Raw genomic sequence first — 14,326 nt, forward strand, 5'->3', positions numbered from 1 at the left:
TGTAGCAGGCAAGATTACTTCAAATAAATTAGCAAATTCAATCCGGGAATTGTGCGCGAGAGTGTCCACAAAACTAGGGTAATGTACATTAAACCTAAGCACCATTGATACCAAGCAAGTGCAGAAATAATGCCTGGTAAATGTTCGTCTCGCAAGCGAATGTCATTAAATCCTAATCTCAGTAGGTTGTTGAGACTAAAATCATAATAATTCAGCCAATTCCAACGGCGATCGCACAACAAAGGCATGTATCTTTCACGAAATGTCTGATTTCTAGGAATCACTGGCAAACGTCCAATTAACAATCGTAATTGCCTAAATGTTCCGTCTTCTGTAAAGTAAGAAATATCCATTAAATCGTGATAACGTCCTTGTTGGTAAAGTCGAATTAATAAAGCCACTGGAACGGGAACAATAATTATTAAAAGACACCCCAATGTTAGCCAAGGTTGTTCTGCATTGCGAAAAATAGCCAATAAGCTCAAGAATTCTATAACGCTAAAATTGATTAATATAGCAATGGTTTCGTAGGAAGTGGGAATAATTGGTACGGGATGCAAACGGCGACACCGATCCACTAGCCAAAATAGCAAACCGAAGTAAGCGATCGCTACTCCTCCAACACCAAATACTAACCAAAAATTCGTACCATAACCACTCAACAATAATAGTACACTTAATGCCAACCAACTCCAAGCTTGGAGTAACCATGTACCTATTGAAAGAGGTTCGCCAACACTCAAGCGATCGCTTAATTTGGTATATGTTTCTAAATTGATGTCTGCTAAAGTAAGTAACTCAGTGGTATTGCGAAATGGTTTTACTAAACGACGTTCGGTAATGGCTTCCGATTCAGTTTTAGAAAAACCCAACTTTATCAAATTTGTAGTAGTTGCACTATTAATATTTGTAGCCGTTAATTTGCGACCTAACTCTATTAATCTTAATCGTTGTTTTGTATACTCTAAATCATTAGCATCTGCAACTTGCTGTTGTTGACGAAAGTTTTGCCCCAAATTCCGCAAAATATTTTGATTCCCTTGGAATGTAGGTACATAAAACATCTTCCCAATTTCACCAGGATTACCTAAAATTTTCGCTTGGTTAGAATTAAAAGTTAGACCAGATACATTTAAAAAGGCTTCTTTAGCAAATCTAGCATCGCTAAAATCTGCTTGGTTAATAATACTTGCACCTTGGAGATTTACCGATTGGTTAAATTCAACTTCTCGAAATATCACAGCTTGTTCAAAAGCAGTTTCTTGAAATAAGACCAACTGATTAAAATTACCTTTACTAAACTGTGCTTGGTTAGCAAAACGCACGCGAGAAAAATCAACGTTTTCTTGCCACTGGACACTATTAAATTTAGCTAACTGCTTAAAATTTGCTTGATTGAAGTTGGCAGTTTTTTCAAAAAAACTACCTTGGAAATCAATAGTTTCCTGAAATTGAGCTTGTTTAAAATTAGCTTTTTCAAAAAAAATACTGCCAAAAAAATTGCTTGGTTGTCGAAAGCTAGCACTGCTAAAACTAACAGGACGAGCAAATCTCGTTTCAGCCCAGTTACTGGCTTGGACAAATGTGGCGTTTTGTGCATCTACAGACTGAAGAAAGAATGTATTAGAAAACTTTACTTCTCCATTGAAGCGAGTTTGCGCCAGTATCAAAGCACCACGAAAAACAGTAATTTCCCCTGATTGGGTTGATGTTGCCAAAAGCGATCGACAATCTTTAGAGTTTGGTAAAGCTATTGCTAATAATTCCAAACAAACGAAGCGCAAACGTTCTAATTCTTCTTGTTCGCTAGCAGTAAAAATCGGAGCGATCGCTTGAGCATATAAAGGTGTTCTTAAACCCAAATCGCTACCAACAAAATCCCCTAAAATCAAAGCATAACTCAAGTCTAAACCCAGAGGTTTTGTACCCAATTCTTTACGCAGTAATTGGTAAAAAGCATCGCGAAAGCTAGCATTTTCTGGGCGTAAATCAATCACCATCTTCTGCAAATCCACCGTCAAACTACCTTCGCGGAGTGTCGGAGTACGCAGTCGTTCTTGTAATAATTCTAGAGTTAAAAGTGTGCGCTCTGGTTGTGGCGCTGCCCAAGTGGGTAGGGGGAGGAAGAGAAGAATTAATAAAACGCAAAGGAACGCAAAGGAAAGCGCAGAGTTACGCAGAGAAAAAACTTTGCGTACCTTTGCCTTTAACCTCTGTGTGCCTTTGCGTTTAACAAATAATTTATGCAAGCTCGATCATTCGTCCCTAATCAGCAGAACAATTTTACCCGTTACAGAACCAGTTTCAAGTAATTGGTGAGCTTTAGCGGCTTCTTCTAAAGGAAATTTGTGGCCAACATGAATTTTTAACTTACCTTCATCGATCCAGGTGGCAGATTGTTCGAGAATTTCTGCATGATGTTGGAGACTCTCTTCTAATCCCAGCAATGCTGGTGTCAGCATTAATTCTAAGCCGATGCGGAGATTACGTAGTCTAGCAGTTTTCCAAACAGTATTGGCATCTGGTTCGAGAATCGTCACAATATCGCCATACACTCGGACTGCGGGGAAGGTTTTGTGGAAGGTTTCGCCGCCTACGGTATCAAAGGCCAAATCTACGCCTTCGCCATTTGTCCAATCTAATACCGCTTGTACAAAGTCAGTTTTTTTGTATAAAATTGTGTGGTCAGCACCTAATTGTTTGACGAAATTAGCCTTTTCTTGAGAACCTACGGTAGTAGAAACGCTAGCACCTTTGAGTTTTGCTAATTGAATTGCTACATGTCCGACACCACCAGCCCCGGCATGAATCAGAACTCGTTCCCCAGGTTCCAATCGTCCGCGTTCGTATAAAGCTTCCCAAGCTGTGATTAAGACTAAAGGTGCTGCTGCTGCTTCGGCAAAGGAAATAGACGCGGGTTTACGTGCCACAAACCGCTCATCCACAACGGTATATTCAGCATAATTGCCTTGGTGCGCTCCCAAACCGCCATAGCAAAAATATACTTCATCACCTGGGCGAAAACGTTGTACGCCAGCACCTACAGCTTCCACAATACCTGCACCATCACATCCTAAAATACTTGGCAGGCGATCGCTATAAAAAGTGCCTCTACTCCGAAGTTTGGTATCAATGGGGTTAAGACCAGCCGCCACTAAGCGGACTAAAAGTTCGGTGTTTCCTACAGGAACAGCAGGGTTTGGCACATCCTGTACTTGCAGAACTTCCGGACTGCCAGCTGCTGTCATTAAGACTGCTTTCACGACTCTTTCCTCCTGGTAGATGCACGTTTATTTGCAACTTTACCGCAATCGGGTGGATGGAGAGTTATGTTTAACAGTGATATTTTCAGCTTTTTCGCAGGTTTATTTAGGATACCAATTACTGAAGAACCTAATTTTTTTAAGCTTTATAGAACTAGCCCTTTCAAGGTGACCAACGAAAACACGTTGTTTCAGTACTAGCATCTTGAATCATCCGCTCAGATTTTGGGCTTTTTGAAGATTGAAATCACCAATCGTACTTTACTTTGCGCTCTTTGCGTCCTTTGCGGTTCGTTTAATAAAGATTTATCATTTACAGCAAATTGCAACAGGCGTGAGGTACAGATAATTGTAGGGAACATGGCTGTGCCCCTACCCGCGTACTTCATTTATCTGAAATACGCTGTATTTTACAAATAAATAGTACAAACTAAAACCCATATTTCATAGTCAATAGTTGACACTTTATCAACTATTGACTATGAAATATTGACTAATCTTTTAATGAGATACAGCCACTTTTTCATCCACTATCTGAACATTTTCAGCAACAATTTTGCGGAATAAATCGCCTTCAATTGTCTCCTGTTCTGCTAGCAAGTCTACTAAACGCTCCAAAACTACGCGGTTTTCTTCCAATAGTTCTTTTGCTTTGATGTAGGAATTGTTGACAATTTCGCGGACTTGGGAATCAATTTTTGCGGCAATTTCCTCGGAATAGTCTGATTTATTCATCCAGTCACGTCCCAAAAATACTTCTCCACTCTGATTTTCTAGGGACAAGGGGCCTAATTCTGACATCCCAAACCGTGTAACCATTTGGCGTGCCATTCCTGTTACTTTTTGCAGGTCATCTCCTGCGCCTGTGGTTACTTCTGGCTTACCAAAAACAATTTCCTCAGCAGCCCGACCGCCCAAAGTCGCAGTAATACGTGCTTTGAGTTGGGAACGAGAAATCAATCCCTGTTCTTCGTTGGGAGTAAACCAAGTTAATCCCAGTGCTTGGCCGCGGGGAATGAGTGTGACTTTTTGCACGGGGTCGTGGTCTTTGAGCAATGTGCCGACTAAGGCATGTCCGACTTCATGGTAGGCAATTAAGCGTTTGCTCTTGCTGTCTACTAAGGCGGTGCCTTCCATACCCGCAACTACTCTATCTACAGCGTCATCGATTTCTAAGATGGTGACGGCTTCTTTGCGTCTCCTCGCTGTGAGAATGGCAGCTTCGTTGAGTAAGTTGGCTAAGTCTGCGCCGGTAAAACCAGGGGTGCGGCGGGCGATCGCTTCTAATGATACGCTAGGGTCAATCTTCTTATTCCGGGCGTGGACTTGCAAAATTTCCAACCGTCCCTTCAAATCTGGCGCATCCACCATTACTTGTCTGTCAAAGCGTCCTGGTCTCAGCAGTGCTGCATCTAATACATCCGGGCGGTTTGTGGCAGCAATAATAATGATGCCAGTGTTACCTTCAAAACCATCCATTTCGGTCAGCAGTTGGTTGAGGGTTTGCTCTCGCTCATCGTTTCCGCCACCGATACCAGCACCCCGTTGTCTGCCTACGGCGTCGATTTCATCGATAAATATCAGGCAAGGTGCATTGTCTTTGGCTTTTTTAAACAAGTCACGCACGCGGGATGCACCCACACCAACGAACATTTCCACAAATTCCGAACCGGAAATACTAAAGAATGGTACGCCGGCTTCCCCAGCGATCGCTTTTGCTAGTAAAGTTTTACCTGTACCAGGAGGGCCAATTAACAACACTCCTTTGGGAATACGTGCCCCCACAGCGGTAAATCTTTCTGGCTGTTTCAGGAAGGTAACAACTTCTTGCAATTCTTCTTTGGCTTCTTCAACCCCAGCAACATCTTCAAATTTCACCCCAGTTTTTGCTTCCATTTGGAAACGAGCTCTGGATTTACCGAAATTCATCGCTTGGCTAGAAGCATTAGTAGAACGACGCAGGAACAATAGCATTAAAGCTATCAACGGCAAAATCCACATGAGATTAATCAACAAGCCAACAGCAGCCCGACTGTTCGCAGAAGAAATCTCACCAAATTCAACATTCTTATCTTTGAGGATGTTAATTAATTCTGTATTTTGCGCTAAAAGTCTCACCTGTTGCGGTGGTGTATTCTCTTTTTGCCCTTTGAGATAAACCCTTGCTATTTGTTCGGCTTCATCAAGCTCAACTTTTTCGATTTCTCCCGCCTTCGCTTTCTTAATCAACTCACCATAATTTAAAGAGTTGGTCTCTGGTTTTTGTGCCAAAACAGGTGTACTTCCAAAAATTACTGGCAACATCATCAAACTAGCTGCTAGCCCACCAATCCAAGCAACGCGCTTTGATGACCCCTGTTTTATCAACGCTTTGTTTCGCAAATTTGTCATAATATTTACCCTTTGTCTGCTGGCAGAAGTTGAGCTGTGGTTTTATGCCTATTCTTCTAGCAAAAATCCCAATAACTGGATATTACAGTTTTCTTATCTAGTCTAACTTCCAGACAAAAACATTCCCAAATGTCTTCCAACTATTGCATAAACTCCATGAGCTAGATAATTTACACAGAAATAGTTATAGCAGTTGCCAGTTAGATTAGGACATAAATCTATCCCAAAACCGACACCAAGATATTTTTAAGCCTGTTGCTTGCTGTATAAGCCATAAGTTAGAAGACCCGCTGCAACTGGCTCCTGAATCGTTGGCGAAGCCTCACCCTTGCTAGGGGAAAAAACCAACAATTTTTTCCAAAATTTTAATTTGACACATTCTGATACAAATCGCTACAATAAACATAGTCATAACGACTTCGCTTTAAATAGCTTTGCGATAGTAGGTAGTTAGTAATTTGTGAGTTAATCATGGTGAAAATTGTTGGTATTGGCGGTAGTTTAAGACCTAATTCTTATACCCAGCTGGCTTTGGAAGTTGCAATGCAAAGAATAGAAGCCTTAGGTGGAGAGGTAGAGATTATCGATTTACGAGAGTTGCAGCTACCATTTTGTACCGGTGCAAAGGAGTATCCAGAATACCCAGATGTGAAGCGGTTGCAGGATACAGTTAGTGATGCTCATGGGTTAATTTTGGCGACACCTGAATATCATGGTGGGGTAAGTGGTGTTCTGAAAAATGCTCTGGATTTGATGAGCTTTGACCAACTATCTGATAAAGTGACGGGATTGATTAGTGTATTAGGGGGTCAGTCTAACAGTAACGCGTTGAATGACCTGAGGCTAATTGTCCGTTGGGTACACGGTTGGGTGATTCCAGAACAAATTGCCATCGGACAAGCTTGGAGTGCTTTCAGTCCTGAAGGTAAGCTATTAGATGAGAAACTTTCTCAAAGATTTGACCAATTTGCCCAAAGTTTAGTTGATAACACTCGCAAGCTACGGGGGGTTAATTAGTTATAGGTTGGGCATAAAATTATTGGCGTTGCTGATTTCATGTATGAAAATGATTCTGCATGATATCAAAAGAGACGTTGCATTGCAACGTCTCTACATTTTAATTCTGCTGAGATTCAGTTAAATTAGATATTTATACTTTGGGGAATTTGCGAAGGTAGCAAGAATTTGTAAGGCATTATTCTTGTACGATTCCTTTGAGTAATTTCTTTCTCAATTCCTTTGAGTTGATTTTGAAAAGTCGCCAAGGCTGAACTAATTTGTGGCTTGGATTTAAAATATGAGTTGGAGTATTGCCCTAGCTGTGTATAGTAAACTGAGCCAAGCAAATAAGTGACTTTCAGTTGAGTTCTAGCTTGCTCTATGGAAGGTAGCATACTCATAAAGTCGCCTTGTTCGTCGGGATTTGTCGGCGCTGGAGAGTAACTGGCTAGAGGAAAAGCAGGTGCATAAGTCATCAATTCGCCTTGGGCAAAATTAACCGCAGCGTGTTGAGCGCTAGCAGTAAAAATAATGGTGGAAACAGCATCAATTAGATAATCTAGGGTTTTAATTGTGCCGGAAGCGTCTTCACCAAAATTTTGTAGGCGGCCTCCTTGTTGGGAGATTAATTCCTTTGCCCAATTTTGTAAAGCTTGGTCTGCTAATATTTGTTGCCCAGTGATATAGTAACTGCTCAAATAGGCACTTACCCATTGATGAATAGCGTTCCAAATTAACAGTCCGTCATCTCGGTAAGGATATTCAGGTAGTTGAGAAATATTATCAACACCGCGACTTCTTAGAGTTTTGGGAAACATTGCATCATTGAAATGATGCAGATTATCTTGGGCAGCTTGAACAGTAAGTTGGCGATCGCTCTCTATTGTACTAGCTAAAAGTGCATCTACTTGTCGGCGATCGGCAATCAAAAGTTGATGTGCGCCGTAATTGATTAATATAGTTCCTTCAAAGTGAGGTTCCAGTAAAATCCTTAAATGATGGTTCGCTGGTAACCGCCGCTTAGTAGCAATTACAAAAGGTTCGATAAATAAGTGAGTGTGAGCAAGATGGCTAACTAGTTCATGGTAATTGCTATCTGCCATTTGCACAATGCTTTTGGCGATCGCCCAGTTCTCGCCATCAAGAGGTGTGAACACTGGATGTTCGGGTTGGCATCGAATAGCTAGTGGTAGTAAAGACCGAGATGGGTTGCTAGCTGGCGGTACTACAAATAATGCTAAAGGCGAATAGATATACTTTTGCTGATTTGGAAAACTACCATTTTCCATATTTTTCAACTTAAAATAATCAGCTTTATAAAGCCGACCTTCCTGCCTTGCTGCCTCCAGAGAATCATTAGGAATACCGACAATTTTTTCATATTGTTCGTTGCTAATTCCTAAATTTTTTTCTTGTTGTAATACTTGTTGCAGCATTAGCGGATTTGGCCCTGCAACCTGCATATAACCAAAAACTAGATCCTCCTTAAACCTAGAACTAATCTGTGGTAGAGGTATTTTCACAAATAATTTATTATAATCTTCAATACTTGGATTCATTGCATCATGTGTAGAAAAATCTACATCCATAGAAGATGGTTGGCTTTCTTTTAATTCCAATAATTTAGCATCAGAATCAATTATTTTTTTGAAAGCAGAACTTAATAAATCTGTAATTGATTCTTCTAAACTAAATGGCGCTAAAAATTCTATATTTCCAGGCTCTTTGTGGAATTCGTGCAATTCAAACTCCTCATCAATCCTGTTGAGATGCTCCTCAAACTCTGACATTTCTTGAGTATCAAAAGAGACAATATCAGAGGAATTATGACTAACAATTTCTTCAGTAATTTCTTGGGTAATTGATGCCAGATTCAAAGCAATTTTTTCTAAATCTTCGCAAGTCTCAGCATCTTTAATTTTTTGCTCCATATCTTGTAAAGCTTCTACTGGACTGTCGATGGCTGAGCTATTACTTTCGGCATCAGCATCGATTCCATAAGACACATTAGAATCTGAGGAATTCGGAAACTTAGTTAGAGTATCATTTACTAAAAGTAGTGTTATTTTTTGAGCTACCGAAAGTACCCATTTTAAATTTGGTAATTCTTGAATTGGAACCTGTATCTTAATGACCGGCAACGGGAGAGCGCCTGTCATAGCTAAAGGAGGGATATAATTATAGTTGTAGTCATATTGCATGTATTGTAAGGAAGCCTTACTAAGTTTTACTAATTTATATAAAAGGATCAGAAGACTTTGTACATCTGTTTTTGAGAGACTTAATGAAGAAGATATAAGATGAGAAGCTAGAGACATATTTTTTCCTATTTTTAGTAAATTTATTCCTATCTATATCAATAAAATGCATCTAATGGTAGATATTTTTATTGATATTTATGAGTTAATCAAAGATAGCATAACTTTGGAAAAATCAGTAAAAAATTTAGTTTTTTTGAATTAATAATTATAAATTTATTTCAATAAAAAATAATCAACGCCTCAGCTAGCAAAATTCAATCCTGAATTCTGTATTTTGGCTGAATAGATTCGTTCGCTTACGCCAACAAAGCTTCTCTTTTTTACTCTTCAATCAGTGCTGCATTTTAATCCTAAAACTTGATTTTTCCTCCTAATAAAATTTACTTATTTTAAGATATTTTTTTGTAAAAAGCTAAGTATTTTATAATCCTTGTTTAGCATCTGGTGAATTGCTGCTAGATGAAATTTAGAGTTGTGGTTATTTGTTGCCTAAGCCCTATGATTAATGATGTTGGCTATTTATTAAGGCTGATGCGATCGCACAAAGCCTTATCTTCTTCTTTTACCTGCTGGCTATTGTTCAGATAGCCTCGTACCCAATCACACCCGCGAACCAGAAGCAGATCTAGAGCTAAATCGTCCAAATTAGAGAAAATCACAGTTTTATTAATGGCATAGGCAAAAGTTTTGCCGTTCGGACTAAAAGCAAGGCTCATAGCTACATCTTGATTTTGGAGAGTATGTAGGGGTTTGGCATTTACATCCCAAATTTGGATGGTTTTATCCCAACTACTAGAGGCTAGAGTTTTGTCGATGGGGTTAAAGGCAATGCTGAAAACTGCTTCGCGATGGGTAAATTTGTGTAAAAGTTTACCATTTAAATCCCAAATTTTAACGGTTTTGTCCTTACTACTAGAAGCTAAAGTTTTACTATCTGGGCTGAAAACAAGGCTTGTGATTACATCCTGATGCTTATCTCGATCCTCTACGCTGTGGAGGTTTTTGTCATTAATCCTCCCAATTTTGACTGTACCATCGCTACTACCAGAGGCTAAGGTTTTGCCATCTGGGCTGAAAGCAAATGTAAGTATACCTTGATACTTTTCCTGATACTGAACAGTCTGCTGGGGTTTGTTATTTGAGCTATTTAAGTTCCAAATTTTGACTGTATTATCGTCGCTAGCAGAGATTAGGGTTTTGCCGTTGGGACTAAAAACAACGCTATTAACCCTATCATCATGTGAGAAAGTACGTAGGAGGGTACCATTTAAATTCCAAAGTTTAACTGTATTATCGTCACTAGCAGAGGCTAGGGTTTTGCCGTTGGGACTAAAAACGACACTATTGACCCTATCCCCATGTGCGAAGCTACGTAAGAGTTTGCCATTTAAATTCCAAAGTTTGACTGTATTCTGACTCGCAGAGGCCAGCGTTTTGTCAGTAGGGCTAAAAACGATGCTTTTAACATCATCCTCATGCTCTAGGATATTTAGCTTTTTAGGCTGTAAATCCCAGATTTTCATGGTTTTGTCATTACTAACAGAAGCTAGAATTTTGCCATTTTTGCTAAAAATGACGTTTTCAACTCCATCCTCATGTTGAAAGGTGTATAGCAGCTTGCCATTTAAATCCCAGAGTTTGACAGTTTTGTCCCAACTACCAGAAGCAAGGATTTTACCATCTGGGCTAAAGCTGACACTATCGACCTCATCATCATGGTTGAGAGTATGCAGGAGTTCACCTTTTAAATTTGAGAGTTTGACTGTATTGTCGTCACTAGCAGAGGCTAGGATTTTGCCATTTCGACTGAAAATTACTTTATTAACACTATCTTTATGCTCAATAGTATGCACGAGTTGACCTTCTAAACTCCAGAGTTTGACTGTATGGTCATCGCTAGCAGAAGCAATGGTTTGACTGTCTGGGCTAAAGACAACATTTGTGACTTCTTTCTCATGCTGGAGAGTGTGCAGAATTTTACCATCTAAATTCCAGAGTTTGACAGTTTTATCATTACTAGTAGAGGCAATAGTGTTACCATCTGGGCTAAAGACAACATTTGTCACCCCTTCTTGGTGCTGGAGAGTGTGCAGAAGTTTACCATCTAAATTCCAGAGTTTGACGGTTTTATCCCAACTACTAGAAGCAATAGTGTTACCATCTGGGCTAAAGACAACATTTGTCACCCCTTCTTGGTGCTGAAGGGTGTGCAGGAGCTTACCATCTAAATTCCAGAGTTTGACAGTTTTATCCCAACTACCAGAAGCAATGGTCTTACCATCTGGGCTAAAGACAACATTTGTCACCCCTTCTTGGTGCTGGAGGGTGTGCAGGAGTTTACCATCTAAATTCCAGAGTTTGACAGTTTTATCGTTACTACTAGAGGCAATAGTTTTATCGTCTGGACTAAAGACAATGTTTGTAACTTGTTGCTCATGCACAGTCAAACTATTACGCTCTCTTACTCCATCAACCGCTTGGTACAACGCTGTCACAACTAGAGGTTGGGTTATTTTTTGTTCTTTCAAAATATTCCCTGCTTTAATCCCTTCAATGAGTGCGTTGAATTCTTGATGGTCGTTAAAGAGGGATGAGGAATAGTAACCTAGTGCTTCAGCTTTTGTCCTTTGCGCTTGTTTTTTCTGATCTAAAGCCTCTAATCCTAAACAAGCAGTGATAATTAAGCCAACTAATGCTCCGCTAGCTATTCCCCAAGCTATCCTAATTTCTCGACGGCGACGCGCTTCTTTTTCTTTTTGCTGGCGCTGACGCAGTTCCATACAAGCACTAACATAGTCAGCTTCTAACTGATTCAAAAAACTAGTGTGCTTCGCCAACACCTGAGCATCTTCTAATCTACCTCCGCGATGCACCAGATAATTCTCATCTTTTTGCTGCTTTTCCCAATCCAAAGCTGCTTGACGGATAGTTTCGCGCAGTTTTAAATTGATGCGATTTTCATCTAACCATTTGAGCAACCGCGGCCAGTAGCGAATCAAGGCTTCATGAGCAACTTCCACCTCTTCGCGATTTGTAGATTCATCTACACTCGTTACTACTAATCGCGCTCCTTCGCCAGCCAGTTGTTGCACCAACTGTTTAGTAGTTACTAAATCACCACCTGCGGGTACTAGTTCATCTAACCAAACTCGCCGTCTGGTGTCCCGGCGTTTTTCGCCTTTGATCGCATTTTCATCCAAGCGAGTTAAACGGATAAAGATATTCTTAACTTGGTCTTGTTCTGTAGCTGATAAAGTATTATAAAAATCATCGGCAGTTTGAGCGATCGCCATATTCACACCACCGATGGCTTGATACTCGCTACACCGCAACCATCTACCATGTCGCCGCTTCCACATCTCCAACAATGCATGTTGCAAAAGTGGCATGGCTCCCGGTTCGCCTTGGACATCATCCAAAATCGAGTTACTCAAGCCTGCTTCAAAGCGCAAACCCACTTGGGCTGCTTGCATCTCCATCGCTTTCCGCAATTCCGCTGCATCCATCGGGCCGATGAGTTTTTGCCTAACTTCCATCAAATCTTTCAAATTGCGGTAGCTGGCGCACTCGCCCCAAAAATCTGCCCGCATGGTGACGATGACTTTTTGAAATGGAATCAGGCTTAACAATTTTTCGATAAAAGTCACCCTGTGAGTTTCATCAGCACACAGGGTAAATAATTCCTCAAATTGGTCAATTACTAATATTGAACATTGGCCTTGCACAGAAGAAAGACTAGTTTGGAGTTTTTCTATGGGATGAGAGCTTGGTGTCATGTAGGCTAACTGCAAATCAGGTTGTTTTTCCTGTAGCAGTGGTATTAAACCTCCTAACACCACCGATGATTTACCGCTACCAGAAGCGCCTAAGACTGCTAAAAAGTTGTGTTCGGTCAACTTTTGTTGCAGTTGGCTAATGAGTTGTTCTCGCCCAAAGAAAAATTCTCGGTTTTCCACCCTAAAAGGATACAAACCCCGGAACGGACAACGAGAATCATAAACTGGTGGTTGGTGACCTAACGCCAAACCATGAAAGTTGATGTCTAGTATTTCCTCGCAGAGATTGTTAATTTCTTCTAAAGCTTGCTCTCGTTCTTTGAGGGCTTCTTTGCTCAAAGCTGCGACATCTGCGCCTAACGTATTTTTTAGTTGCTGTGCTATCTCTGCAAACTTCTTTTCCAGAACAGGCGATCGCTCTGGCAATAATTTTACTATCTGCTCTAAACCATATTCTATTTCAGCGTTGGTCAATTCTCGGTCAAGCTGGTCGCTGAATAAAGGTCGTCCCCCCAAACGGCTAAACAGTGCAGGTACAGTCACATCACCACGTTCTGCCAAAGCAGCTGTCGCTTCATGTAAAGCTGAGTCCACCTCTCCCGACTCTCTAAGCTGGTAGTAAAACTTCTCTGTTAGCGCCTGAGCCGTCTTGATAGTCACCTTCTCAGTCATCGCCACCACCGCAGGCATCCCCAAATCCCGCACCAAGCGCTGTCCTAATCCCCCCAGTCCTGCTTCTGCATCTGGGCTGGCGCTTTCACAAGTGCAGAGAAAAGTAAAGTGCGGTAACCCTCTAGCTCCCCTTAACACCCGCACTCTTTCCAGTAACCTTGTTGCCGTCACTACCTCCACTGTATTATCAGCTTTTGACCAGTAGAGCAGGGTTTCGCCATCATCCATTACCCTGCCGTGACTAACAAAATGTAATATTGTATACTGCTTACTTCTATCGGTTAGGTGAGTGCAAAGTTCATCAAGAGTAGGTAAACCAATTGCACCATCAACTGCTGCTAAGACATCTGTGGGAATATCTCCCAAAGCCGATCGCACACTTTTTACAGTAGTTTCCACATCAAAAGTATCTAATTTATACTTTTGTGAATCCGATGGACTCGCCACCAATACCAGCGCCCGCAAATCTCGCCGTCCGATGGGGGGAAAGAGTCGGTCAGTAATGGCAGGAATATAGAAGGAAAAAGGCACACGTTGGTTAATGGCTAACATCTGCCAGTCCCCATCTATAGGAGCGCATAACCTTTCCCAACGTAAGGTTCTGAGTTCTTTGTCTGCGGCTTCAATAAACAGCAACACCCGCAGTGTTTCTTCATTGTGACTGAGTGCCCTGACAAATCCATCGCGCACCTCGTCTCGTAACAGTGCTTTCCCCAAAAACGTACCGTAATCTCTTACTTGTCCTGAAAGACTCGTCAAACGCTGCAAATCTTCCTCAGTTAGCCGGAAATTACCCTCCGATCGCAACGGCAAAAGAATACCTGGTTGGGTGTGTTCCACCACAACCGGCCAATTATCTCCTGATTTGCGTTGAATGGTAATCTCGAAGGTGTTCATGATTGGAGAATGGGGAGAGTGGGGAGATGGGGGACGCGGGGATGGGGGGACGCGGAGAATAATCAAT

General features: G+C 41.1%; 6 protein-coding genes. 1 reads left to right on the plus strand and 5 read right to left on the minus strand.

Annotation, left to right across the window (positions count from 1 at the left end; all coding sequences use genetic code 11):
* Positions 1 to 14: 14 nt before the first annotated feature.
* The 3 genes from H6H03_RS03430 to ftsH all read right to left on the minus strand — a co-directional run bounded on the left by H6H03_RS03430 (position 15) and on the right by ftsH (position 5,654).
* Positions 15 to 2,249, minus strand: coding sequence for a pentapeptide repeat-containing protein (locus H6H03_RS03430; protein ID WP_190953732.1), 2,235 nt, complete (start codon positions 2,247 to 2,249; stop codon positions 15 to 17).
* 6 nt (positions 2,250 to 2,255) lie between these two features.
* A complete protein-coding gene (locus tag H6H03_RS03435) occupies positions 2,256 to 3,263 on the minus strand; it encodes a zinc-dependent alcohol dehydrogenase family protein (protein ID WP_190953733.1) in 1,008 nt (335 codons plus the stop codon).
* A gap of 501 nt (positions 3,264 to 3,764) precedes the next feature.
* On the minus strand, positions 3,765 to 5,654 hold the full coding sequence (gene ftsH, locus H6H03_RS03440) for an ATP-dependent zinc metalloprotease FtsH (protein WP_190953734.1): 1,890 nt from the start codon (positions 5,652 to 5,654) through the stop codon (positions 3,765 to 3,767).
* Between the two features lie 471 nt (positions 5,655 to 6,125).
* Between ftsH and H6H03_RS03445 the strand changes: the two genes are divergently transcribed.
* Positions 6,126 to 6,671 (plus strand): NADPH-dependent FMN reductase, encoded by a 546-nt coding sequence (locus H6H03_RS03445; protein ID WP_190953735.1) that lies wholly within the window; start codon positions 6,126 to 6,128, stop codon positions 6,669 to 6,671.
* Between the two features lie 125 nt (positions 6,672 to 6,796).
* Here H6H03_RS03445 and H6H03_RS41705 read toward each other — a convergent pair whose 3' ends face one another.
* Together H6H03_RS41705 and H6H03_RS03455 are read right to left on the minus strand one after the other, a co-directional pair.
* Entirely contained in the window at positions 6,797 to 8,659 is a 1,863-nt protein-coding gene (locus H6H03_RS41705) for a lipoxygenase family protein (protein WP_190953736.1), read from the minus strand.
* A gap of 770 nt (positions 8,660 to 9,429) precedes the next feature.
* On the minus strand, positions 9,430 to 14,325 hold the full coding sequence (locus H6H03_RS03455) for an nSTAND1 domain-containing NTPase (protein ID WP_242057743.1): 4,896 nt from the start codon (positions 14,323 to 14,325) through the stop codon (positions 9,430 to 9,432).
* Position 14,326 lies beyond the last annotated feature (1 nt).

Origin of the sequence: Nostoc paludosum FACHB-159 (assembly GCF_014698835.1) — a bacterium.
Classification (GTDB): domain Bacteria; phylum Cyanobacteriota; class Cyanobacteriia; order Cyanobacteriales; family Nostocaceae; genus Nostoc; species Nostoc paludosum.

What these genes read in the sequence shown, in the direction of transcription:
- ftsH (WP_190953734.1), bottom strand. Translation starts at nt 5,654, where the DNA reads ATGACAAATTTGCGAAACAAAGCGTTGATAAAACAGGGGTCATCAAAG.
- H6H03_RS03445 (WP_190953735.1), top strand. Translation starts at nt 6,126, where the DNA reads ATGGTGAAAATTGTTGGTATTGGCGGTAGTTTAAGACCTAATTCTTAT.